Annotated in this window: 18 protein-coding genes, 1 tRNA gene and 1 pseudogene; 11 read left to right on the top strand and 9 right to left on the bottom strand. The window is 63.7% G+C overall.

Going from position 1 to position 23864, the window contains the following annotated elements; all coding sequences use genetic code 11:
• Positions 1-349: 349 nt before the first annotated feature.
• Positions 350-895, bottom strand: a complete 546-nt coding sequence (locus FHS78_RS06290) for a carboxymuconolactone decarboxylase family protein (RefSeq protein ID WP_167091946.1) — start codon at positions 893-895, stop codon at positions 350-352.
• A gap of 78 nt (positions 896-973) precedes the next feature.
• On the opposite strand from FHS78_RS06290, the gene FHS78_RS06285 reads away from it, so the two are divergent.
• Positions 974-1324 (top strand): winged helix-turn-helix transcriptional regulator, encoded by a 351-nt coding sequence (locus FHS78_RS06285; RefSeq protein ID WP_167091943.1) that lies wholly within the window; start codon positions 974-976, stop codon positions 1322-1324.
• A gap of 311 nt (positions 1325-1635) precedes the next feature.
• On the opposite strand, the pseudogene metH reads toward FHS78_RS06285, so the two are convergent.
• The 3 genes and pseudogenes from metH to FHS78_RS06265 form a co-directional block, all read right to left on the bottom strand.
• A pseudogene (gene metH, locus FHS78_RS06280) lies at positions 1636-5502 on the bottom strand (methionine synthase).
• 37 nt (positions 5503-5539) lie between these two features.
• Positions 5540-6439: a methylenetetrahydrofolate reductase [NAD(P)H] gene (gene metF / locus FHS78_RS06270; protein ID WP_167091934.1), complete on the bottom strand. Its 900-nt coding sequence runs from the start codon at positions 6437-6439 to the stop codon at positions 5540-5542.
• A 1-nt stretch (position 6440) separates the two neighbouring features.
• Positions 6441-7454 carry a metalloregulator ArsR/SmtB family transcription factor gene (locus FHS78_RS06265; protein WP_167091931.1) on the bottom strand — a complete coding sequence of 338 codons (1014 nt, stop codon included), beginning with the start codon at positions 7452-7454 and terminating at the stop codon, positions 6441-6443.
• Between the two features lie 407 nt (positions 7455-7861).
• On the opposite strand from FHS78_RS06265, the gene FHS78_RS06260 reads away from it, so the two are divergent.
• Together FHS78_RS06260 and FHS78_RS06255 are read left to right on the top strand one after the other, a co-directional pair.
• Positions 7862-8728 carry an MlaA family lipoprotein gene (locus FHS78_RS06260; protein ID WP_167091928.1) on the top strand — a complete coding sequence of 289 codons (867 nt, stop codon included), beginning with the start codon at positions 7862-7864 and terminating at the stop codon, positions 8726-8728.
• A gap of 83 nt (positions 8729-8811) precedes the next feature.
• Positions 8812-9546 carry an MlaC/ttg2D family ABC transporter substrate-binding protein gene (locus tag FHS78_RS06255; RefSeq protein WP_167091925.1) on the top strand — a complete coding sequence of 245 codons (735 nt, stop codon included), beginning with the start codon at positions 8812-8814 and terminating at the stop codon, positions 9544-9546.
• A 243-nt stretch (positions 9547-9789) separates the two neighbouring features.
• Here FHS78_RS06255 and ettA read toward each other — a convergent pair whose 3' ends face one another.
• Complete coding sequence (gene ettA / locus FHS78_RS06250) at positions 9790-11445, bottom strand: energy-dependent translational throttle protein EttA (RefSeq protein WP_167091922.1); 1656 nt, start codon at positions 11443-11445, stop codon at positions 9790-9792.
• Between the two features lie 216 nt (positions 11446-11661).
• Between ettA and FHS78_RS06245 the strand changes: the two genes are divergently transcribed.
• The 4 genes from FHS78_RS06245 to FHS78_RS06230 all read left to right on the top strand — a co-directional run bounded on the left by FHS78_RS06245 (position 11662) and on the right by FHS78_RS06230 (position 15965).
• Positions 11662-12672 carry a DUF481 domain-containing protein gene (locus FHS78_RS06245; protein ID WP_167091919.1) on the top strand — a complete coding sequence of 337 codons (1011 nt, stop codon included), beginning with the start codon at positions 11662-11664 and terminating at the stop codon, positions 12670-12672.
• Positions 12673-12925: 253 nt separating this feature from the next.
• A complete protein-coding gene (locus FHS78_RS06240; protein ID WP_246220373.1) occupies positions 12926-14041 on the top strand; it encodes a polyamine ABC transporter substrate-binding protein in 1116 nt (371 codons plus the stop codon).
• 93 nt (positions 14042-14134) lie between these two features.
• The gene (locus tag FHS78_RS06235; protein WP_343041931.1) at positions 14135-15109 is read left to right on the top strand and encodes an ABC transporter permease subunit; all 975 of its coding nucleotides are present in this window, start codon (positions 14135-14137) and stop codon (positions 15107-15109) included.
• A 4-nt stretch (positions 15110-15113) separates the two neighbouring features.
• On the top strand, positions 15114-15965 hold the full coding sequence (locus tag FHS78_RS06230) for an ABC transporter permease subunit (protein ID WP_167091916.1): 852 nt from the start codon (positions 15114-15116) through the stop codon (positions 15963-15965).
• A 160-nt stretch (positions 15966-16125) separates the two neighbouring features.
• Here FHS78_RS06230 and FHS78_RS06225 read toward each other — a convergent pair whose 3' ends face one another.
• Entirely contained in the window at positions 16126-17151 is a 1026-nt protein-coding gene (locus tag FHS78_RS06225; RefSeq protein WP_167091913.1) for a TIGR00341 family protein, read from the bottom strand.
• Positions 17152-17214: 63 nt separating this feature from the next.
• On the bottom strand, positions 17215-17988 hold the full coding sequence (locus FHS78_RS06220; RefSeq protein WP_167091910.1) for an MBL fold metallo-hydrolase: 774 nt from the start codon (positions 17986-17988) through the stop codon (positions 17215-17217).
• A 219-nt stretch (positions 17989-18207) separates the two neighbouring features.
• Between FHS78_RS06220 and FHS78_RS06215 the strand changes: the two genes are divergently transcribed.
• Positions 18208-19254, top strand: a complete 1047-nt coding sequence (locus tag FHS78_RS06215; RefSeq protein ID WP_167091907.1) for an autotransporter outer membrane beta-barrel domain-containing protein — start codon at positions 18208-18210, stop codon at positions 19252-19254.
• A gap of 91 nt (positions 19255-19345) precedes the next feature.
• On the opposite strand, the gene FHS78_RS06210 is transcribed toward FHS78_RS06215, so the two are convergent.
• Both FHS78_RS06210 and FHS78_RS06205 read right to left on the bottom strand, forming a co-directional pair.
• A tRNA-Ile gene (locus FHS78_RS06210) sits at positions 19346-19422 on the bottom strand.
• Complete coding sequence (locus tag FHS78_RS06205; protein ID WP_167091904.1) at positions 19413-20666, bottom strand: YbfB/YjiJ family MFS transporter; 1254 nt, start codon at positions 20664-20666, stop codon at positions 19413-19415. Before FHS78_RS06205 ends, FHS78_RS06210 begins: the two co-directional genes overlap by 10 nt.
• 103 nt (positions 20667-20769) lie before the next feature.
• On the opposite strand from FHS78_RS06205, the gene FHS78_RS06200 reads away from it, so the two are divergent.
• The 3 genes from FHS78_RS06200 (at position 20770) to FHS78_RS06190 (ending at position 23703) form a co-directional block, all read left to right on the top strand.
• A complete protein-coding gene (locus FHS78_RS06200; RefSeq protein WP_167091902.1) occupies positions 20770-21678 on the top strand; it encodes a LysR substrate-binding domain-containing protein in 909 nt (302 codons plus the stop codon).
• 81 nt (positions 21679-21759) lie between these two features.
• A complete protein-coding gene (locus FHS78_RS06195; RefSeq protein ID WP_167091899.1) occupies positions 21760-22503 on the top strand; it encodes an SIMPL domain-containing protein in 744 nt (247 codons plus the stop codon).
• A 141-nt stretch (positions 22504-22644) separates the two neighbouring features.
• Positions 22645-23703, top strand: a complete 1059-nt coding sequence (locus tag FHS78_RS06190) for a methyltransferase domain-containing protein (RefSeq protein WP_167091896.1) — start codon at positions 22645-22647, stop codon at positions 23701-23703.
• Positions 23704-23864 lie beyond the last annotated feature (161 nt).

Raw genomic sequence — 23864 nt, 5'->3', positions numbered from 1 at the left:
TCAAACGCTTGCGGTCCAACGTAAAAAAGTTCGAGATTCCATGCTGCGGCGCAGCCACGAATTTTCTTGCGCTCCTCCCCCATTCGCCGCTCCAATCGTCTTCCTGACCCTGAAGCGGAGGCCAACCATGCTCGATGTTCTGGGAGTAAAGATCGGCTATCTCGCCACGGGGCTCGCACTGATCTATGTCGGGATGATCACCTTCGGTGTGATCTGACCGCAAAGCCCCCCACAGGAACTGGAAAGGGCGCCGTGTACGGACGGCGCCCTTTTTCTTTTTGGGTTGTTGCGGCCAGTTATTCATTGCCATCGTCATGGCCCGCATAAAGCGGGGCATGACACTTGGTGTTCAGGGAAAGCGCTGCGCATAGGCCTCCGGCGCGAGGCGCAGCGCGTTCACCGTGAAGGAGACCATGTGATAGAAGCCGGTCAGCACCAGAAGCTCGATGAGCTGGTCGGCCTCGAATTCTTCGGCCAGCTCCGCCCATAGCGCATCGCCGATCGTCGCGGTTGCGTGCAACTCGTCGACCATGCGGATGAGGAGCCGGTCATGCGCGCTCCAGCAGTTGGCCGCCGCCCCGTCCGGCGCGACGAGCGCCTTTGCCTCCGCCGCGCCGAAGCCGACGCGCTCGCCGAACAGCGCCATATGGACGCCCCACTCATATTCCGCGCCGCAGAGCCCCGTGGCGCGGTCGATGACAAGCTCGCGGTCGCGCAAGCCGAGCGATCCCTTGTCGAGCAGGCCGCCCGCCATGAAGCGGCGGAAGACACGCGGATTGCAAGCCAGCGTGCGGAAGAGCGAAAGCGGCTCGATACCGGGCGGCATGAGCCTTTCCAGCGTCTCTTCCATGTCTTTTTCATAAGGCCTCGGGGCCGGCGCGATACGGGCGGTCATGGCACTCCTCATTGCTACGTTTTCAGTAGCAGAAAGATGATGCTTCTATTTTCGTAGCGCAAGCCCTATTCTGTCCCCATGAGCGAGAAAAAGAGAAAAGCCCCGAAACCGGGCACGCCCGTCCGGGGGTCGTCCACGGGCCGCCCCGTCATGGTGCTGATCGAGTTGCTGGGGCGGCGATGGGTCTTGCGCATCCTCTGGGAACTGCGCGGCGAGACGCCCCTCACCTTCCGCGCCCTGCAGGAGGCCTGCGGCGGCGTCTCGCCCAGCGTGCTCAATGCCCGGCTTGCCGATCTGCGCGAGACGGGGATCGCGGAACATCGCGACGAGGAAGGCTATGCGCTGACCCCGATGGGCCGCGAACTGCTCGACAAGCTGATGCCGCTCACCGGCTGGGCGGAGAGCTGGGCGCAGTCGCTGGAGAAATAAGAAATAGCTGTCATCCCGGCCCTCCTTGCATGTGAAGGTGGCCGGGACCCATTGGCGCTTCGATACGGAACTATCGAGAGTAGGCCCCGGCAACAAGTGCCGGGACGACATCTGTGTTCTGTTTTCTGAATTGTCTCACCAACAAATGTCATCCCGGGATTTATTCCCGGGATCCACTAGCGCTGCGGCAAGCGGATGTGAGAGTGGGTCCCGGCTTTCGCCGGGATGACATCATTTTTTTGACTGTCTGCCCAGATACAAAAAGGGCGCCGGTGATCCGGCGCCCTTTCTTCCCCTCAATGTCGTAGCGCTTACGCCGCTTCCTCGTTCGGCTCCTGGCCGGGCGTGTAGTTGAGGATGGGGGCGAGCCAGCGCTCCATGACCCTCAGCTCCATGCCCTTGCGCTCGGCATATTCGACGACCTGATCCTTCTCGATCTTGCCGACGCCGAAATATTCCGACTGCGGATGGCTGAAATACATGCCGCTCACCGAGGCGCCGGGCCACATGGCATAGCTCTCGGTCAGCTTCACGCCGATCTTCTCTTCCGCGTCGAGGAGCTTGAAGAGCGCCGCCTTTTCCGTGTGGTCGGGCTGGGCGGGGTAGCCCGGCGCGGGCCGGATGCCCTGATACTTCTCATCGATGAGATCCTGATTGCTCAGCCCCTCATCCGGCGCATAGGCCCAGAACTCCCTGCGGACGCGCTCATGCATATGCTCGGCAAAGGCTTCCGCCAGACGGTCGGCCAGCGCCTGGGAGAGAATGGCGCGATAATCGTCGTTCTTCTCCTTGAAGCCCTTGGCGATCTCGTCTTCGCCGAAGCCCGCCGTGACGCAGAAGCCGCCGATATAGTCCTCCACGCCGCTATCCTTGGGCGCGATGAAATCGGACAGCGCATAGTTGGCGCGGTCGGACGAACGCTTCATCTGCTGGCGCAGCGTGTGGAAGACCTCCAGACGCTCCTTGCGGTCGGCATCGGTGTAAAGCTCGATGTCGTCCGTGCCGATCTCGTTGGCCGGCCAGAAGCCGATGACGGCACGCGCCTTCAGCCATTTTTCCTCGACCATCTGCTTGAGCATTTCCTGCGCATCCTCGAAGAGCGACCGCGCGGCCTCGCCCACTTTCTCGTCTTCAAGAATCTGCGGGTAACGGCCATGCAGCTCCCAGGTCTGGAAGAAGGGCGTCCAGTCGATGTAAGGCACCAGCTTGTCGATCGGATAATCGTCGAAAACCTTGGTGCCGAGGAAGGTCGGCTTCACCGGCTTGTGGTCCTTCCAGTCGGCCTTGAAGCGGTTGTCGCGCGCGCCCTGAAGCGTCTGGCGTTCCTTCTTCTGCTTGCCCGCCGCATGCTTCTCGGCGAGCTCCTTGTATTTCGTGCGGATGTCGGTGACGTATTCGTCCTTCTTCTCGGAGATGAGATTGGACGCAACGCCCACCGCGCGGCTGGCGTCGGTCACATAGATCGCCTGCCCCGCCTTGTAGTTGGGGTTGATCTTCACCGCGGTATGGATCTGGCTCGTCGTCGCGCCGCCGATGAGGAGCGGCACGTTGAAGCCCTGTCGTTCCATCTCGGCCGCGACATAGCACATCTCGTCGAGCGAGGGCGTGATGAGGCCGGACAGCCCGATGATGTCGACCTTGTGCTCCTTGGCCGCTTCGAGGATTTTTTCGGCGGGCTGCATCACGCCCATGTCGATCACTTCGAAATTGTTGCACTGGAGCACGACGCCCACGATGTTCTTGCCGATGTCGTGCACATCGCCCTTCACCGTGGCCATGAGGATCTTGGCGGCGGCATCGTCGTCGGTGATGCCCATCTCCTCCTTTTCCTTCTCCATGTAAGGCATGAGATAGGCGACGGCCTGCTTCATCACGCGGGCGGACTTCACCACCTGCGGCAGGAACATCTTGCCCGCGCCGAAGAGGTCGCCGACGACGTTCATGCCGTCCATGAGCGGACCTTCGATGACGTGCAGCGGGCGGTCATGCTGCTGGCGCGCTTCCTCCACGTCTTCCTCGATATAGGCGTTGATGCCCTTCACCAGCGAATGCGAGATGCGCTCGTTCACCGGCTTCTCGCGCCAGGAAAGGTCTTCCTCGCGCTTCTTGCCGCCCTCGCCCTTGTAGCGCTCGGCGACGTCCAGAAGGCGCTCCGTCGCATCGTCGCGGCGATTGAGGATCACATCCTCCACGGCCTCGCGCAGCTCCGGGTCGATGTCGTCGTAAATGGCGAGCTGGCCGGCATTCACGATGCCCATATCCATGCCCGCCTGGATGGCGTGATAGAGGAACACCGAATGCATCGCCTCGCGCACGGGCTCGTTGCCGCGGAAGGAGAAGGAGATGTTCGACACGCCGCCCGAGATATGCGCGTAAGGCAGGTTCTGCTTGATGCGCGCACAGCCCTCGATGAATTCGACGGCATAGTTGTTGTGCTCCTCGATGCCGGTCGCGACCGCGAAGATGTTCGGGTCGAAGACGATGTCTTCCGGCGGGAAGCCGATCTTTTCGGTGAGCAGATTATAGGCGCGCTCGCAGATCTCGAACTTGCGGTCGGCGGTGTCGGCCTGGCCTTCCTCGTCGAAGGCCATGACGACGGTCGCCGCGCCGTAGCGCATGATCTTGCGGGCTTCGGCGAGGAATTTCTCCTCGCCTTCCTTGAGGCTGATCGAGTTCACGATCGCCTTGCCCTGCACGCGCTTCAGGCCCGCCTCGATGACGTTCCATTTGGAACTGTCGATCATGATGGGCACGCGGGCGATATCCGGTTCGGCCGCGATCAGGTTCAGGAACTTGATCATCGCCTCCTCGGAGTCGAGCATGCCCTCATCCATATTGATGTCGATGACCTGGGCGCCGTTTTCGACCTGCTGACGCGCAACGTCCAGCGCGTCGTCGTAACGGTCCTCCTGAATCATTTTCCGGAAGCGCGCAGAACCCGTCACATTGGTCCGCTCGCCGATATTGATGAAATTCGCCGTGGTCTGAGTCATCTCGCCCCGATCTACCTATTTGCAGTGGTGCAATTCCGGACGGAAAACCGGTTTCCACTTTTCCTGGAATTGCACTGTTGTTCAATCAAGTCCGAATTTGCCGGACCGAGGTCAATCCGCCGCGAAGGGCTCGAGGCCCGACAGCCGCATCTTGCGCTCGATCTCCGGGATCTCGCGCGGCTTGCCCGATTTCACCGCATCGGCAATCGCCCTGATGTGATCCGGCGTGGTGCCGCAGCAGCCGCCCAGAATGTTGACGATGCCGGAGGTGGAGAACTCGCCGACGAGTTTCGACATCTGTTCCGGGCTCTCGTCATACTCGCCCATCTCGTTGGGCAGGCCCGCATTGGGATGCGCGGAGACATGCGTGTCGGCGATGCGCGACAGCGTGTCGATATGCTGGCGCATTTCCGCGGCGCCCAGCGCGCAGTTGAGCCCGATGGAGAAGGGCTTCACATGGCGCACGGAGTTCCAGAAGGCTTCCGGCGTCTGACCCGACAGGAGACGGCCGGACATATCCGTAATCGTGCCCGAAATCATGACCGGCAGCTCGATGCCGGTTTCCTCGAACACGTCCTCCACCGCATAGAGCGCGGCCTTGGCGTTCAGCGTGTCGAAGATCGTCTCCACGAGAAGCGTGTCCGCCCCGCCTTCGATGAGCCCCTTGGTCGCTTCCTTATAGGCCTCGTAGAGCATGTCGAAGTCGATATTGCGGAAACCCGGATCGTTCACATCCGGCGAGATGGATGCCGTGCGGTTGGTCGGCCCGAGCGTGCCCGCGACATAGCAGACGCGGCCCGGCTCTTCCTCTTCGCAAAGGTCGGCGGCCTCGCGCGCGATGCGGGCGCTTTCCACATTCATCTCATAGGCGAGATCTTCCATGTGGTAGTCGGCCTGGGCGATGCGCGTGGCGCCGAAGGTGTTGGTCTCGGCGAAATCCGCGCCCGCGCGGTAATATTGCAGATGGATCTCGCGCAGAATGTCGGGCTGGACGAGCGAGATCAGCTCGTTGTTACCCTTCACGTCGCTTTCGTGATCCTTGAAGCGCTCGCCGCGATAATCCTCTTCGCCCAGCTTGTACTGCTGGATCATGGTGCCCATGGCGCCGTCGAGAATGAGCACGCGCTTCTTCACTTCCTCGCGGAGATAGGCGATGCGCTCTTCGCGCGTCTTGGGATGAGACATGAGTGCCTTCCTTGTATTCGAATTCAGCGTTTGAAACTCAGGCCGGTTCCGCGACGGTCGCATGCTTGGGGCGCAGGCCCAGCACATGGCAGATCGCGAAGGTCAGGTCCGCCTGGTTCAGCGTGTAGAAGTGGAAACGGTCGAAACCGTAGCCGCGCAGCGTGTTCACCTGCTCGGTGGCCACATAGGCCGAGATCAGCTTGCGCGTCGGCAGATCCTCGTCGAGGCCGACATAATAGTCCGCGAGCCATTCCGGCACGGACGCGCCGCAGCGGCCCGCCATGCGCTTGATGCCCTTGAAATTGGTGGTCGGCATGATGCCCGGCACGATGGGCGCATCGATGCCCGCCGCGCGCGCCTTTTCGAGGAATTCGGCATGCCGGTCGGTATCGAAAACGAACTGGGTGATAGCCCGATCCGCGCCCGCCTCGATCTTGCGCTTCAAAAGCTCGATATCGGCTTCCAGCGAGGCCGATTCGGGATGCTTTTCCGGATAGGCGCTCACCGAGACCTCGAAATCGGCGATCTTCTTGATGCCGTCGATCAGGTCCGGCGTGGACTGATAGCCCTCCGGATGCGGCTCATAGGGCGCGCCAAGCTCGGGCATGTCGCCGCGAAGCGCCACGATGTGGCGGATCCCCGCATCCCAATAGGCGCGGATGATCTCGTCCGTCTCCGCCTTCGAGGCGCCGACGCAGGTCAGATGCGCGGCCGGCTCGAGCGCGGTCTCGTTGCGGATGCGCTTCACGGTCCCATGCGTGCGCTCGCGCGTGGACCCGCCCGCCCCGTAGGTGACGGACACGAATTGGGGGTTAAGCGGTTCCAGTCGCTTGATCGATTTCCAGAGCGCTTCTTCCGCCTTGTCGTCCTTGGGCGGAAAAAACTCGAACGACACCTGCGTGCGTTCGTCGCCGGTCTTGCGGCTGTCAAAACCCATATTACTTGGCTCCTTCGAGTTGGCGCGCCTGCCTGGCCCCTGTGCCTTTCGCGTCCGGCGTTTCCGCCTTGTCCGCTACCCAGATCAGGACCGTCAGCTTGGCGTCGTCATCCTTCTTGTTGTCTGTTTCAGGCGGCAAACGCCTGACTTCCCTGAGGGACAGCCCGGCTTCTTTCAGCCAGTCCGCCACCTCCTCCTCTGTGAACCCGAGGCGCCGGTGCTGATGCTTCTCGCGCAGAAAGTCGAGATCGTGCGGCGCAAAGTCCGCGATCAGCAGGCGTCCGCCCGGCTTCATCACACGGGCGGCCTCTGCGATGGCCGCCCCCGGCTCGTCCAGGTAATGCAGCACCATGTGCAGCGTCACCAGATCCACCGTGTCGTCCTGTACCGGCAGGTCGTAGAGATCGCCCTGCCGTACCGAACAATGCTCAAGCTCCGGCTGGGCGAGATGCGCGCGCGCAAAGCCCAGCATTTCCGGACTGAGGTCGATGCCGTAACCCGTCTTGGCGCGCGGCCCGAACAGCTCCAGAAGCCGCCCGGTGCCCGTGCCCAGATCCAGCACCACATCCATGTCCTCATGGCCCGACAGGTCCAGCAACGCCGCTTCGACCTTGTCTTCGGGCACATAAAGGGACCTGATCCGGTTCCACTCTTCGGCGTTGGCGCGGAAATATTCCGCCGCCTTTTCCGCCCGGGACGCGCGTACCGCTTCCAGCCGCTCCAGATCCCGTGCGATCACGAGATCCTCCGACGGGATCAGGCTCACCAGTTGCTCGGCGAGATCGGCCACGGGGCCCGAACTCGCCAGCCGGTAGAACACCCAGCTCCCCTCCCGAAACCGCTCCAGAAGCCCGGCCTCGCACAGAAGCTTGAGGTGACGGCTCACCCGCGGCTGGCTCTGGCGCAGGATCTGCGTCAGTTCCGTCACCGTCAGTTCGCTTCTGGCCAGAAGCGCCATCAGCCGCAGACGAGTAGGCTCGCCCGCTGCCCTCAAACCTGAAAGAAGCTGCTCCACGCGCTGTCCTCCGTTAATCGATGCGCAGATATAAACATATCTTTATGTGTTTTCAAAGCCCCGCTCGGCCGAAACCGGCTTTCGCCGCAGCAATTCGGCAACAGCCATGGTTAAAATGGCCACATGCCGCCGTCGGCGCATCTGGCAGCCCCCCCGCACTTATGGTACCTAGAAATCAGGCTGGACCGCTGAGTTGCGCCCCCCGAATGCAATTTTTCCGGCGCATTCATTGGAATTTAAGCGATCTGAACGACTTTGGTTGTGAGGGGCGCCGGGCGCGCCGCGCACATAGCCGAAGTTTACGGACCGCGACCGCCCGGCATACGAATGCCGGTGGCAAAGGGGTTCCGACACCCCATTTTGTTGTATCCGACGCCGTAATGGCACTGGGATGACGGGCAGAAAGAATGATGAAGAGAATAACGACGCCCCTGAAAAGGCGGCTGACAGCAAATAGCGCGGCCCTCATTCTGGCTATCGCAGCCCTGACGACGACCTCGCAAAGCGCGTTCGCGGTCTCCGCGGGCGGCGATTCGGCGGCCATGGAGGCCGCGAATGCCGATTCGGACCCGGCCGACGCCGACGACTCCAACGATCCGCTGGAGCCGGCCAACCGATATTTCTTCGAGCTGAACCGCTTTCTGGACACCATCGCCCTGAAGCCCATGGCGACCTGGTATCGCGGCGTGGTGCCGGGCGTGGGCCGGAACGCGGTCCGCAACTTTCTCGACAATCTGAAGAGCCCCGTCATCCTGGCCAACGACCTGCTGCAGGGCGAATGGGACCGCGCGGGCACCACCGTCGAGCGCTTCGGCATCAACTCCACCGTCGGCGTGCTGGGCCTTTTCGACCCAGCGGACGAATGGGGCATCAAGCAGCACAGCGAAGATTTCGGCCAGACGCTCGGCACCTACGGCGTGAACGAAGGCCCCTATCTCTACCTGCCGGTGCTGGGGCCCGCCCCGCCCCGCGACCTCGTCGGTTTCGGCGTGGACCAGTTCTTCGATCCGCTCACCTATATCTACTGGAACGAGCCCAAGACCGTGCCGATGACGCGCTTCGTGGTGAACGGTATCGATGCGCGCTCGCGCGGCCTCAATGCTCTCGATCAGATCGAGCGCACATCCGTGGACTATTACGTGACGATTCGCAGCCTGTACCGGCAGAGCCGGCGCAACGAAATCGCCAATGGCCGCACCGATGTGAACGACCTGCCCGATATCGAGAACCTAAATTTCGACACAAACGAACCGAACACTCCCGACACTCAATAAGGATCGTTCGCCTGCGGCGTAACCGATCCGTCGGGGCCGGGGTACCCAATCCGCGGTGAAAACCCGCGAAAGGAGACGATTGAATGACGATCACCTCCCCGAAGCCGGCGGATAGCGGCTTCTTCCACAGTTTCATGACCACCATGGCGAAGCCGGCGGCAACCGCGGCGCTTGCGCTGGGGATCGGCCTGGCCGGCGTTCTGGCGGGCACGCCCGCCCGCGCCGCCAGCGACCAGCAGGCCATCAAGTTCGTCGAGGATCTGGGCGCCGAGGCCATCGACGTCATTTCCGACAAGTCGGCGGGCAAGTCGGCCATGGAAGACAATTTCCAGACGCTGCTGCGGGAAAATGCCGATCTGAAGAAGATCGCGGCCTTCTCGCTGGGCCGCTATGTCCGCACGCCCGACCAGGCGCAGAAGGCGGAATATCTGGATCTCTTCGAGACCTTCATCGTGAAGGTCTATGTGACCCGCCTCTCCGACTATAATGACGAGAAGTTCGACGTGACGGGCGCGCAGGAGAAGGGTTCCAAGGGCCGCGAAGTGATCGTCTCCAGCCAGATCAAGTTCACCAACGGGCGCCCGCCCGTGGACGTGAAATGGTGGGTCCTGCGCGAAGGCGACGGCTTCAAGGTCTTCGACGTGAACGTCGCCGGCATCTGGCTCGCCCAGGAACAGCGCGACCAGTTCACCTCGATCCTGAACAGCAATAATGGCGACTTCTCCGCCCTGCTCTCCCATCTGAAGGAAAAGATCGGGCAGGCCGAAAAGGGCAATGTCGACGCGGCCATGACGGGCGGCGACACCTCCACGAACTGATCCGCCCGGCGGATTCGCATGCAAAACGGCGCGGGATACTCCCCGCGCCGTTTTTTGTGTGTGCCGCCGTAATGGAAATTATGCCGGGACGGAACGACGCGCTCTTAATTGGCGCTTCTTTCCCTCCCTTCGAGGGGAAGCGTCGGGGAAGGCCCCCACCCGTAAAATCCGGTCGGATTTTCCGCCGCCCCCCATGGGGGGAGGTGAAAACGGGCGATGCCTCGAAGAACTGAAGCCTCGCCCCTAGCGGCTGAAGCGCTTGTATTTGATGCGGTGGGGAACTTCCGCTTCCGGGCCGAGGCGGCGTTTGCGGTCTTCCTCGTAATCCGCGTAATTGCCTTCGAACCATTCCACATGGCTGTCGCCCTCGAAGGCCAGCATGTGGGTGGCGATGCGGTCGAGGAACCAGCGGTCATGCGAGATGACCACGGCGCAGCCGGCGAAGTTCACCAGCGCATCTTCCAGCGCGCGCAGCGTATCGACGTCGAGATCGTTGGTCGGTTCGTCGAGCAGGATGAGATTGCCGCCGGATTTGAGCATCTTCGCGAGATGCACGCGGTTGCGCTCGCCGCCCGACAGGAGGCCGACCTTTTTCTGCTGATCGCCGCCGCGGAAGTTGAAGGCGCCCACATAGGCGCGGCTGTTCATCGTCATCTTGCCGAGTTCGATGATGTCGGTGCCGCCCGAAATCTCTTCCCAGACGGTCTTGTTCGGGTCGAGGTCGTCGCGGCTCTGGTCCACATAGCCGAGCGTCACCGTCTCGCCGATCTTGAGCGCGCCTTCGTCGGGCGTCTCCTGGCCGGTAATCATCTTGAAGAGCGTGGATTTACCGGCGCCGTTCGGCCCGATGACGCCGACAATGCCGCCGGGCGGCAACTGGAAGGAGAGATCGTCGATCAGCAGCCGGTCGCCGAAGCCCTTCTTCAGATGATCGGCCTCGATCACCGTGCCGCCGAGACGCGGCCCCGGCGGAATGATGATCTGGGCGCGGCCTTCCTGCGCGCGGCCGGCCTCGGCCAGCAATTCGTCATAGGCGTTGATACGCGCCTTGTTCTTGGCCTGGCGCGCCTTCGGGCTCTGCTTGATCCATTCGAGCTCGCGGGCCAGCGTGCGCTGCTTGGCTTCGTCGTGCCTGGCTTCCTGCTCGAGCCGCTTTTCCTTCTGTTCGAGCCATGAGGAATAATTGCCCTCGTAAGGGATGCCCTGCCCGCGATCGAGTTCGAGAATCCAGCCCGTCACATTGTCGAGGAAATAGCGGTCATGGGTGACGAGCACCACCGTGCCCGCATATTCCTTCAGATAGTTCTGAAGCCAGGCGACCGATTCCGCGTCGAGATGGTTGGTCGGCTCGTCGAGCAGCAGCATGTCCGGCGCTTCCAGCAGCAGCCGGCAGAGCGCCACGCGGCGGCGCTCGCCGCCCGAAAGCTTCGACACGTCCGCCTCGCCGTCCGGGCAGCGCAGCGCGTCCATCGCCATTTCGACCTGCGCGTCGAGATCCCAGAGGTTCTGCGCGTCGATCTGATCCTGAAGCGCGGCCATCTCTTCGGCCGTCTCGTCGGAATAGTTCATCGCGAGTTCGTTATAGCGGTCGATCATGGCCTGCTTGGACGCGACGCCCAGCATGACATTGCCCTTCACGTCGAGGCTGTCGTCGAGCTGGGGCTCCTGCGCCAGATAGCCGACCTTGGCGCCTTCCGCCGCCCAGGCTTCGCCCGTAAACTCTTTGTCCACCCCCGCCATGATACGCAGAAGCGTCGATTTGCCCGCGCCGTTGAGGCCCACCACGCCGATCTTGGCGCCGGGGAAGAACGAAAGACGGATGTCCTTCAGAACCTGCTTGCCGCCCGGATAGGTCTTGGACAGCCGGTCCATGACGTAAACATACTGATAAGAGGCCATGCGCCGCTTTCCTCGTTTGAGTGCCGGTGAACCCGGCCCGCTTTGTCGGGAATTGGATTTGGCCCTTCTTCTATCGGATCGGCGTTTTTCGGGCAACGCCGCTCACACCGGCACCTTTCGGGTGGAGCGCGCGGTTGAGAAGCAGGGGAATCGCGCTAAGTCCCTCCTGAAACCCGTTGTCACGCCCATGCCTTGCCGACCCAAAGGGAGAACCGGATGATCCATCCATATCGCTCACACATCCGAAACGGCGCGCTTGCCGCGCTGATCCTCGTCGCCGCGTCGCTCGCGCCCGCCGCCATGGCCGGTGCGCAGGCCGCAACCGCGCCGCAGATGCAGGCGAGCTTCGCCGAAACCCGCGCCCAGGGCCGCGCCGCCCTGCTCTCGCGCATGATTTCCGAGATCGGCGCCCGACCCGACGAGGCCGCCGCCATTCTGGGCGCGGCCATCGCCGCCTCGCCCGCCGACGAAGACATATTGCGCGCCACCGCCACGGCCGCGTTCCCGCAGACCGACTTCGCCGCCGCACCGGCAAGCCCGGCCGCCGCGCCCGAACCCGCCGCCGAAAGCGCGGCGGACGAGGAACCGCCCTTTACCGGCGAGGTGGCCGCCGGCGCCAATGTGACCTCGGGCAATACCGATTCCACCGCCGCCAGCCTCTCGGCGGCGCTGCAATGGAACTTCACCGACTGGGAAATCGAATCCAACGGCAGTCTCGAATACGCCTCCGACGGCGACACCAAGACCGCGCAACGCTACTATCTCGACAGCACGGTACGCCGCGACCTGACCGAACGGCTCTACGCCTTCGGATTTGCGAGCTACACGGACGATCAGTTCTCCGGCTATAAATACGAGGCGGCCGGCAATGCCGGTTTCGGCTATCGCATCTTTACGGGCAAGCGCTTCAAGCTCGATGTCGAAGCCGGCCCCGGCTATCGCTACAGCGAGCTGAGCAGTGGCGGCGTGGAGACCGAACCCACGGCGCGCGTGGCCTCCGGCCTGACCTGGAACCTCAGCGACAATGCGAAGCTGACCAACGATCTGGCGGTCAATATCGGGACCGACAAGACGATCTCCACCGATACGCTGGCGCTCACCACCAAGCTGATCGGCGCCCTGGCGGCGCGGGCCTCGCTGGAGGTCCGCCACAACTCCGCCCCGCCCGTCGGCAGCGAGGAACTGGACACCATCTCCAAACTGTCGCTGGTCTATTCTCTGAACTGAGCGTTTTTCGCAACGCAACGGGCGCCTGCCCAATCCGCGAGCGCGGAGCGCGGGCAGGCTGCCCATTTTTCAGGCTTCCGCAGTGCAGCAACGAAATTTGCTGCCCGAGCGGTCTATTTCCCCCCTTGGCACACACGGATTCCCCTTCATACTCATAATGCTTGCTCGCGCCGTCGGCATGGCGGCGCGAAAGGGGGGTGTCCGTCGCGGCAGCTTCCTCTCAGGCTCGTTTAAAAATGGAAGGAGTGTCCATATGACAGGCCGACACTGGACCAAGACGCTGCCGATGCTGGCGGCCGCCGCCTTGGCGGGTAATCTGATGACCAGCCCCGTGCACGCCGAGGACGAGGTCCTCTACGTATACAACTGGTCCGACTACATCGCCGAGGACACGATACAGAAATTCGAGGAAGCGACCGGCATCAAGGTCACCTACGACGTCTATGACAGCAACGACGTGCTGGAGGCGAAACTCCTCGCCGGCAATTCCGGTTACGACGTCGTCGTCCCCTCCGCGTTCCCCTATCTGGAACGCCAGGTGAAGGGCGGGGTTTACCAGAAGCTCGACAAGAGCATGATCCCGAACTTCGAGCTTCTCGACCCCGGTCTGATGAAGACCGTCGCCCAGGCCGACCCGGGCAACGAACATGCCGCCATCTATATGTGGGGCACGACGGGCATCGGCTACAACAAGGCGAAGATCGAAGAGATCGCGCCCGACGCGCCGACCGACAGCTGGGACATGGTGTTCGATCCCGAAATCGTGAAGCAGTTCAAGGGGTGCGGCGTCGAAATGCTCGACGCCCAGGGCGACATGATCCCGATTGCGCTCAACTATCTGGGCCTCGATCCGAACTCGCATGACGAGGCGGACCTGCAGAAGGCGCAGGATCTGTTCATGGCGATCCGCCCCTATATCCGCACCTTCAACTCCTCGGAATACATCAACGACCTCGCCAATGGCGATGCCTGCCTCGTGGTCGGCTGGTCGGGCGACATCCTGCAGGCCCGCGACCGCGCCGACGAAGCCGAGAACGGCGTCGAGGTGAACTATGTGATCCCGAAGGAAGGCACGCTGGTCTGGTTCGACAACCTCGCCGTGCCGAAGGATGCGCCGCATCCGGAAAATGCGATGAAGTTCATCAACTTCATGCTTTCGCCGGAGGTCGAGGCGGCCAACACCAACTATGTCGCCTATGCCAACGGCGTGCCCTCCTCCAAGGAGTTCATCGACGAGGACGTGAAGAACGACACCTCGATCTATCCCGACGAGGCGGTGCAGGAAAAGCTCTTCGTGGCAAGGACGGCGCCCACGAACTTCCAGCGCCTTATGACACGCGCCTGGACGAAGATCCGCACGGGTCAATAACCGAAAACATGAAAGGCCGGATGGACCCCCATCCGGCCTTTTACATTCACACCCCCCGGATGAGTTTTCGCCACGACAGCACGGGTATCGACGTTGAGTGACACGAACGCACCGCCGGACGCAAACGGCCTTCGCCTTATCCGCTTTTTCCAATTGAACGGCCGGCGCATGACGCTCGCCGCGCGCAAGCTGGGCGTGACGGGCCGCTCGCTCGTCATCGGCATTCCCTTCGCCTGGCTGCTGCTGTTCTTCGTGGTGCCCTTCGTCATCGTGCTGAAGATCAGCTTCGCCACGCAGATCATCGGCATCCCGCCCTATACCGACCTGATGGACTGGAGCGGCGGCGGCTGGTGGCCGACCTTCAATATCGACACCTACAACTACGAATTCCTGCTGTCCGACTCGCTCTACACCGTCGCCTATCTGACCTCGCTGAAGATCGCGGTCGTCTCGACCTTTCTCTGCCTGCTGGTCGCCTATCCGATGGCCTATGGCATCGCGCGCACATCCCCGCGCTATCGCAACATCTTCCTGTTGCTGATCATCCTGCCCTTCTGGACCTCGTTCCTGCTGCGCGTCTATAGCTGGATGGGGATCCTGAAATATAACGGGCTGCTGAACAATTTCCTGATCTGGACCGGCATCATCAGCGACCCGCTGCCGATGCTGCATAACGACTTCTCGGTCTATCTGGGCATCGTCTATTCCTACCTGCCCTTCATGCTGCTGCCGCTCTACGCCAATCTGGAACGGATGGACAAATCGCTCCTGGAAGCCGCGGCCGATCTCGGCGCCTCCAAGACGCGCGCCTTCTTCACGGTGACGGTCCCGCTCTCGATCCCGGGCGTCATCGCCGGATCGCTGCTGGTCTTCATTCCCGCCGTCGGCGAATTCGTCATCCCCTCGCTGCTGGGCGGCACCAGCACGCTGATGATCGGCCGCGTGCTGTGGGACGAATTCTTCCAGAACACCGCATGGCCCGTCGCATCCGCCGTGGCCATCGTGATGCTGCTCATCCTGGTCGTGCCGATCATGGTGTTCCAGCGCTTCCAGATGAGGGAGGACTGACCTCATGACCAAGGGCAACTCCCTCTTCGTCAAGATCATGATGTTGCTGGGCTTCGTCTTCCTCTATGCGCCCGTGCTGCTGCTCATGCTCTATTCCTTCAACGAGTCGAAACTCGTGACGGTCTGGGCGGGCTTTTCCACCAAATGGTATGCCGCGCTGCTGCGGGACGAACAGATCCTCGACGCGGCCTGGCTGAGCCTGAAGATCGCCGCGATCAACTCCACCATCGCCATCGTCATCGGCACGCTCGCGGCGATCACGCTGGTGCGCTTCGGCAAGTTTCTGGGCCGCACCATGATGACCTGGATGATCGCGGCCCCGCTCGTCATGCCGGACGTCATTCTCGGCCTGTCGCTGCTGCTGCTCTTCGTGTCGATGAGCGCCGTCATCGGCTTTCCGGAAGGACGCGGCATGCTGACGATCATCATCGCGCATGTCACCTTCTCCGCCGCCTATGTCTCCGTCATCGTGCAGGCGCGGCTGTCGAGCCTCGACCGCTCCTATGAGGAAGCCGCGATCGACCTCGGCGCGGGGCCCGTCACGGTCTTCCGCACGGTGACGCTGCCGCTCATCATGCCCTCGGTGATCGCGGGCTGGCTCCTGTCCTTCATCATGTCCTTCGACGATCTCGTCATTGCGAGCTTCGTGAGCGGCCCGTCCTCCTCCACCCTGCCCATGGTGATCTTTTCCAAGGTGCGCCTCGGTCTCAACCCGGAGATCAACGCGCTGGCGACCATCGTCATCTCGCTGGTCTCGGTCGGCGTGGCGGTGGCGGGCATCGTGCTCGCCCGGCAGGCGGCGAAGGCCAACAATCCCGGCGGCATGGGCGCGGCCTTCGCGCAAGCCGCGGATTAAAGACGTCGGATCGTCATTTCGAGCGAAAGCGACGCAATCCATCCTTCGAGACGGGCCTTGCGGCCCTCCTCAGGATGAGGCCGTATTCCCGATTTCCTCATGCCGAGGAGCGGCAAAGCCGCGTCTCGAAGCAGCCTTGCGTTCGCAATGACGGCTTACCTCAGAACCCGGGCGCCTCGACGCTGGGGAGCGGCAGCTTGAGCCACCAGATCGCCACGACAAGCGCGGCGAGCAGCACGCCCCACATGACGAAATTGGTAACGACGGAGGCGCGCGACGCCCTTTGCTCCCACCAGGTGCGCGGCTTGATGCCCTTGGCGACGAAGACCGCCTGCGCGGCGAGATTGACGCAAACCACATTGACGCCGAGCAGCACGAAGGCGCCGAGCGCGCCTGAGAGATCGCCCGCGCCCAGCATGATGCCCGCCGTCACCGCGGGCGGCATCAGCGCCACGGCGACCATGACGCCGACCAGCGCGCTCGACAGCCCCGTGATGAGCGACAGCACCGCCGCCGCGCCCGAAGCCAGCGCCAGCGCCACGGCGTCATAGCCGGTCATGGTGCGGCTGACGAGCTGATGCGCGGTAAACCCGCCCGTCCACACCATGGCGGTCGCCGCGCCCACCATCAGCGTGACGGAAATGCCGGCCAGATTGCTCACCATGGAGCGGATCATGAGATCGCGGTCGCCCAGCGCGGTGGCCAGCGCAAAGGCGAGATTGGGCCCGAGCAGCGGCGCGATCACCATGGCGCCGATGACGACGGCCAGATTGTCGTCGAGCAGCCCGATGGCGGCCACGATGGCCGACAGGATGACGAGAATGAAGAAGGTGCTGTCGGGCTCCGCGCCGCGCGCCACCTCGTCATAAATTTCCTCGCGGCTGGCCGTGCCGCCCGTGAAGGCGCTGCGCCGCGCCGCCGTTTCGCGCTCGGGCTGGGGCACCATGGCCTCGACCGGCAGCACGGTGGCGCGCCAGTCCTCCCCCCGCCCCACGGCCTGCTGCACGGCGTCGGTGAAGGCCTGAACCTGTTTCGTCTCGCAGACGATCCGCACGAGGCAGCGCTTGTCCTCCACGCTCCCGTCCAGACCGACGAATATGTCGTCGGCCTCCTGCTGCTCGGCCAGCGCCTTCAGCGTGTCGGCATAGCCCTCCGGCGCCGTCACCTCGACCACACGAAGCGTCATCCTGTCCCTCTCCGCAGATGAATCGGAAAACGAGCCTAGCTGGCGGCAAGGGCGACGGGAAGCTCAGCCCCGCCGCGCGAGATAGGCGTCGGCCAGCTCGACCATCCGCTCGCGGCCGAAACTCGGGTCGTGGCCCGCATGGACGACATTCACGGGCAGCTCGCGCAGGCGCTTCATGGTGCGGAGATAGAGCCCGATATCGGCGCCCTCGATCTCGTCGAGCAGCGGCCCGTCATAAACGGCATCGCCGGAAAAGAGCGTGCCCGTGGCCTCTTCCCAGAGGCCGATACTGCCCGGCGAATGGCCCGGCAGGTGCAGCACCTCGAAATGCCGGTCGCCGAGATCGACGATGTCGCCCTCGGCCACGATCTCGGTGACGACCGCGCCCTTCAGCTCATAAGCGTCGATGTCATAGCCTTCGTATGGCAGCGCCGTGATGAGATCGCTGTCGAGCTCGTAGCCCGCGCGGCGCAGGCTCTCGACATAGGCGGGATTCATTTCCGCCAGGCGCAGCGTGCCGCGATCGCGCGGCGAGCGGAGCTCGTCCGCCTCCAGCTCATGCACCAGATTGTCGTCGAATTCGTGATGCCCGCCGACATGGTCGATATGGGTATGGGTGGCGACGGCGGTGACCTTCTTGTCGAGGAGATGGACCGCCGCGTCGCGCAGGCTGGCGACGCCCATGCCGGTGTCGATCATCAGGTCGCGGTCGCGGCCCCGCACATGCCAGATATTGCAGCGCATGAGCGGCACGACATGCGGCTCCCACAAAAGCGTAATGTCGTCGTCGATGCGTTCGATCTCGAACCAGCGCTCGGCAATGGGCAAACCCGTCATCATGGAACTCCGGTACACGTGTGAAGGGACATGATGGGCCCTGCCGCATGGAGCATCAACTGCGCGACACGGGCGGCGGCCGCTGAAACCGCTATTTCCCGGCACCGAATTCCGCCAAAGAAACACCAGGCCCGGGGGAACCATGTTAATGTACGGCATTATGACGATTCCGGCGCGCGCGCCGGAACCTTGACGTTCTTTTTGGGGGAAACCAGAACAATGAAATACGTGCATGTAACGCGCGGCGCGCTGATGGCGTCCGCGGCGATGGGACTGCTTGTGACCGGCTTCGCAGCCCGCGCCGATGCCACCCCGGCACCGACGAAAACGGACAGCTCCAGCTCTGTCGTCCAGGACGGCACGGGCCTCGCCTCCGCCGGGCAGATTGCCGGCTTCATCGCCAACCATCTGGCGGGCAGCACGGGCGGCACCGGCACGCAGACCAGCGCGGCCCCCATGACGGGCGTCGCGGCGGGCGGCGGCGCGGCGGCGGTGGGCACGCTCTGGTTCAACGCCGGTGCGATGCGTGTCGACGACAGCCATGCGGGCGCGAATTACGACGGCGACATCTACAATGCCGTGCTCGGCTATGACCTTGCGCTGACGGACAGCCTGACGCTGGGCCTTGCCGGCGGCTATGAGCGCATCCGCATCGACACGAAATACAATAGCGGCACGCTGAAGGGGAATGTGTGGACGATCGCGCCCTATCTCTCCTACCGCATCGACGACATGCTGAGTTTCAACGCGACGGTCGGCCGGAGCTGGGCGGATTACGACGTCGCCCATTCGGTGAGCGCGACCGGCAGCACCGACGGCAAGCGCTGGTTCGGCGCGGCGAACCTCGTCGCCGAACAGAATGTCGACGCATGGCGGCTGTCGGAAACGCTCGGCTATTTCTACGTATCGGAAACGCAGGACGCCTATACCGAAAGCGGCGTGGGCGCGCTGACCGTGGCTGAATCGAAGCGGCATCTCGGCCAGATCCGCGTCGGCGGCAAGGCGGGCTATGAAATCCCGACAAGCTTCGGCCATGTGACGCCCTATCTTTCGGCGCGCGCGGAATTCGACGTGAACAAGAGCTCGGATGTGGTGCTGACCAGCGGCGCCACCGTCTCGCAAGACGATTTCGGCACCACCTTCGGCGCAGGCGTGGACGGCGCCGCGGGCCGCAATGTGAACTTCCGCGTCGAAGCCACCACGGAAGCCTTCCGCAAGGACTACGACGCCTATGGCATCTCGGCGACGGTTTCGCTGAAGTTCTAAAGGCCGGGAAGTTCCGAGAACTACAATGCGGGGCCCTCCCCCTTCCGTCTCCGGGTGGCGTAAGCCACCCGAAGCCCGTCAGGGCGAAGGGTGGTGGGCCCGGCAGGACTCGAACCTGCGACCAAACCGTTATGAGCGGTTCGCTCTAACCAACTGAGCTACAGGCCCCCTCCTTCGCGATTCTGCATATAGCAGAATTCGCAAAGGGGCAGAAGCAGGAGAGCGGCGAACGCGACCGTGCCGGAGGCGGCCATGAGGGGCAAGGCGAAGCCGCCGCTCGCCTGCGCCAGCCAGCCGCCCGCCAGCGGGCCTGCGACCTGGCCGACACCGAAAGCGGCGGTGAGCATGCCGATGGCGCGGGCGGCGTCATGCGGGGCCAATTGACGCCCGAAGCCGACGGCAAGCGTGGCAATGCCCATGAAGGTGCCGCCGAAGAGAATGGCGGAAGCGATGGCCGCGATGCCGTTGCCCGTCACGACGGGCAGCAGAATGCCGAGCGATTGCAGAAGAAGCGCCGCGATCAGCGCCCGGGCAAACCCCGCCCGCGCGGCCAGAAGCGTCCAGATGAGGCAGGACGGCACCGCCGCCGCGCCCGCGATGAGCCAGATATTGTCGGCATAGGCGGAAAGCGCGGGGGACGCCCGAAAGACCGCGACCATGAAGGTGCCGGTGACGATATAGCCGAGCCCTTCCAGGAAATAGGCGGCGGCGAGCAGGCGGAAGCCCGTCCGGTCGGTTTCATGCGTATCGCCATGCGGATGAGCGCCGCGCGGCGGAAAGGGCGGCACGCGGCCCAGCATCAGCAAGCCCGGCAGGGAGAGGATGGCGGCGAGAACGCCCATGCCGATCCACTCCCCGGCCCAGCCTTGTCCTATCCATCCCTGCCCTATCCATCCCAATCCTACCCCGCCCGGCCCGGCCTCGCGCACATAGACCGCCGACAACATCATGCCGATGCCGACGCCGCCGAAAGCGAGCCCGGCGAGATGACCGGCATCGCGCGCGGCCAGCCGCTCGAAAAGAACGGCGGAGATGGTGACGAGAACCCAGCCGCTGGCGACGCCGGCGAGAAAACGCACTGCCAGCCACCAGGAAAGCGGCGCCTGCGCCCAGCCCATGGCAAGGCAGAGAATGACGGTCAGCCCGACGGAGAGCGCCAGCACGGGCCCCGCGCCGACCCGCCGCTCAACCGGGCCGGTGGAAAGCGCGCCGACGAGATAGCCGACGAAATTGGCCGCCGCGACGAGCCCCGCCGCGCCGGTATCGAGCACGCCCGCCGCCGTCATGTCCGGCAGGATGGGCGTGAAGGCGAACCGCCCGATGCCCATGGCGACTGCGAGCAGCAGCGCTGCCCCGGCCAGGTCCGGCCAGTGGCTGCGCGCCTTTTCTTCCATGATGTCGGTCCGCGCCATTGGCCGGCCTCCTCTTCATTCGTCTCGGCTGGAGAGATAGGGAAAGGGAGGCATCATTAAAATTGAATTGTTTTGAGTAAAGCATTCTCTTAAAATGATCCATATGGACAGCACAGACCTTCGCTTTTTCAGGGCCGTGGCCGCGACGGGCACGATCGCGGGCGCCGCGGCGGAGCTGAACTGCGTCCCCTCCAATGTGACGACGCGCATCCGCCAGATGGAGGCGCGGTTGGGGACGCCGCTCTTCTTCCGCCACAGCCGGGGCATGAAGCTGACCCGGGCGGGCGAGGCGCTGCTGCCCTTTGCCGAACAGAATGACGATCTGCTGACGCGGGCCCGCCACGCCGTGCAGGAAGCCGACGGCATGAACGCGCCCTTGCGGCTCGGCGCGATGGAAACGGCGGCGGCGATCCGCATGCCGGGGCTCATCGCGCGGCTGAAGGAAAAGCTGCCCGGCCTCGCCCTCTCGCTGATGACGGGCAATTCGCAGATGCTTGCCGAGGCCGTGCTGGAACGGCGGATCGACGGCGCCTTCGTCTCCAGCGCCCGCGAGGGCGCGCCCTGGCCCGACGGGATCGAGGCCGTCCCCGCCTTCGAGGAGAGCATGGTGCTCATCGAACCGGCCGGCGGCGCGCGGCAGGACGACACGCTGCTCGTCTTCGGCCATGGCTGTTCATATCGTCAGATGGCGGAGGATTGGATCGCCGAAGCGGAAGGCGGCGCGCCGGAGATCATGGAATTCGGCTCGCTCGACGCGATCGTCGGCTGCGTGGCGGCGGGGCTCGGCCGGAGCCTGGTGCCGGAAGCGGCGGCGCGCGCCTCCGTCTATGCGGCGGACATCACGATCACGCCGCCGGGACCGCGCTATGCGCATGCGCCCACCTTCTTCATCCGGCGGCGCGACATGCCCGAAACCCGCTCCATGAGCGAACTCCTTGCACTCACGCGCGAAATGGCGGCGGCGGGCACGCCCCCGCCCCGGCAACGGCAAAAACGGCGCCCGGCGGCGTGAGCTTCGCCGCAATTTTGCCCCGATTGCGAGAGAGCGTTATTTTCAAGGGTACGCAGAAGACATCAACGACAAGGAGACGTCATGGCCGCCCATGGCAAAAGGTCCACCCGCTTCCACCCTCTTTTCCTCGCCGCGGCGCTGGCCGCCGCTTCCCTCTTCCCGCTGGCCGCCCATGCCGCCGACGAGACCGACGCGACGCCGCGCACCATCTCGGTGAACGGCCATGGCGAGGTGCAGGCCGAACCCGACATGGCCTCCATCCAGACCGGCGTGACCACCGAGGCCGACACGGCCCGCGCGGCGCTGGACGCCAACACCGAAGCCATGCAGCAGGTGCTGGACGGGCTGAAGGAAATGGGGATCGCGGAAAAGGACCTGCAGACCTCGCAGTTTTCCATCTATCCCGTCTATCGCAACGACAAGACGACGGATAATGCGCCGAAGGTCATCGGCTACCGGGTGACGAATCAGCTCGCGGTGATCGTCCGCGATCTGACGAGACTCGGCGACATTCTCGACCGGACCGTCTCTCTCGGCTCGAACCGGATGAGCGGGATCAGCTTTTCCATCGACGATACGGCAAAGCTCGAGGACGAGGCGCGCAAGGCCGCGGTGAAGGACGCGCTGCACAAGGCAAAGCTCCTGGCGGGCGCCTCCGGCGTGTCGGTGGGACGCATCCTCACCATTCAGGAAAGCGGCAGCTCCATGCCCTCGCCCGTCTATATGAAGGCCAACATGATGGAAGCGCGCGGCGCCTCCGTGCCGGTGGCCGCGGGCGAACAGACGGTCTCGGCCAATGTCTCGATGACGATAGAGATAGACTAGAGCGTTTTCCGGAAAAGTGGACGCCGGTTTTCCGGCGAAAACGCGACAAACAAAAATCCGATCCCGCACACGCAGGCGTGATTGGACGGATGACCGGCCCCGTTTCAACATGGGGCCGGTTTTCTTTTGCGGAGTCGTGGCATGTCGATCGAGATGGTGAAGGAATATTACGGGCGGACGCTGAAGGGGTCCGACGACCTCAAGACGGATGCCTGCTGCGATCTCGACGCGATCCCGCCCCATATCCGCGCCGTGCTGAGCGAAATCCACCCCGAGGTGACGGCGCGCTATTACGGTTGCGGCCTTGTCGTGCCGGAAAAACTCGAAGGCGCGCATGTGCTCGATCTCGGCTGCGGCACGGGGCGCGACGTCTTCGCGCTGGCAAAGCTCGTCGGGCCGACGGGATCGGTAACCGGCGTGGACATGACGGCGGAACAGATCGGCCTCGCCCGCGAACATGAGCAATGGCATGCGGCGCGCTTCGGCTACGCCGCGCCGAACACACGCTTCCTCGACGGCTATATCGAAGGGCTGGACGCGCTCGACATCGCGCCCGGCTCGCTCGACATCATCGTGTCGAACTGCGTGATCAACCTCTCGCCGGACAAGGAAGCCGTACTGAAAGGCGCCTACCGCCTGCTGAAGCCCGGCGGCGAGATCTATTTCTCCGACGTCTATGCCGACCGCCGGCTCGACCCGGGCCTGCGGGACGACCCGGTGCTGCTGGGCGAATGCCTCGCCGGCGCGCTCTACTGGAACGACTTCCTCACACTCGCCAAGCAGGCGGGCTTTGCCGATCCGCGCCTCGTCACCGACCGCCCGCTTGCCATCGGCGACCCGGCGATTGCGGAAAAGCTCGGCGGCGCATCATTCCACTCCGCGACCTATCGCCTGTTCAAGATCGAGGGGCTGGAAGGCGCATGCGAGGATTACGGCCAGGCGGTGATCTACAAGGGCGGCGTGCCCCATGCCGAACACCGCTTCACACTGGACAATCATCACGTGATCGAAAAGGGCCGCGTCTTCCCGGTCTGCGGCAACACCTTCCGTATGCTGAAGGAGAGCCGCTTCGCGCCGCATTTCGACTTCATCGGGGATTTTGAGACGCATTACGGCATCTTCCCCGGCTGCGGCACGAATATCCCGTTTACGGGCGGCGCGGCCGACGGGGACGGGGAGACCTCGGGGGCGTGTTGCTAGAGGACGTCATTGCGAGGCGCGAAGCGACGACGCAATCCGGCGCAGAGGCTGCCGCTTCTGGATTGCTTCGCTTCGCTCGCAATGACGGCCAACCTTCACCTCCCCCCTTGCGGGGGAGGTCGGCGCGATAGCGACGGGTGGGGGGCAACGGCCTCTCGACA

Origin of the sequence: Parvibaculum indicum (assembly GCF_011762095.1) — a bacterium.
Lineage (GTDB): Bacteria > Pseudomonadota > Alphaproteobacteria > Parvibaculales > Parvibaculaceae > Parvibaculum > Parvibaculum indicum.
This window is presented reverse-complemented; position numbering and strand designations above follow the sequence as displayed.